This window comes from Pseudomonas sp. MD195_PC81_125, assembly GCF_014060985.1.
Lineage (GTDB): Bacteria > Pseudomonadota > Gammaproteobacteria > Pseudomonadales > Pseudomonadaceae > Aquipseudomonas > Aquipseudomonas parakoreensis.
Window position 1 is genome coordinate 1 of the sequence record NZ_JABULD010001029.1, and the last position, 500, is coordinate 500.

Sequence of the window (500 nt, forward strand, 5' to 3'; positions counted from 1 at the left end):
GGCGAGGTCACGCTGGGTCAGCCCTTTTTCGGCTCTTAGGAGGGCGAGTTTCTTTGCAAACGAGCTGTTCATTGAGGCCTTTGTACACCGATATCAATGTACAAAGCCTACGTCCCACCCTAGGTAGGATGCAACAAAAGACACATGCGTGTTGACAAGTGAAACAAAGGAAGCAAAACTGCACAAAAGGAAACGACACAAAGGAAGCGGAAATGAGTAATCCCAAAATAACCACTGCTGTCCGCATGCTTTTGGAGATGCGAGCATTGCTTGAAAGTAGAGCTGCAGAAAATGGCCGTAGCCTTAGCGGAGAAATTGTCTATCGGCTGAGGAGATCGTTAGAGCAGGAGATGGAGCATGAAAAACGGAAGGCAGAAAAAAGCCCCAAGCGCGCCAACGCTTGAGGCCTATGAAGCAGTGAACATTTCTGAGGACATTCACATTGAAACAGGATACGGCATCACAGGAAAAAACTCAATGCTGGCGCCATCAAGGTGCCG

Annotated in this window: 1 protein-coding gene; it reads left to right on the forward strand. The window is 48.6% G+C overall.

From position 1 onward, the window contains the following. Nucleotides 1–245 precede the first annotated feature (245 nt). Nucleotides 246–404, forward strand: a complete 159-nt coding sequence (locus HT737_RS31000) for an Arc family DNA-binding protein (RefSeq protein ID WP_306287343.1) — start codon at nt 246–248, stop codon at nt 402–404. Nucleotides 405–500: the final 96 nt, after the last annotated feature.

Bases quoted from the DNA above. Each gene is read 5' to 3' on its own strand.
- HT737_RS31000 (WP_306287343.1), top strand. From the start codon at position 246: ATGCTTTTGGAGATGCGAGCATTGCTTGAAAGTAGAGCTGCAGAAAAT.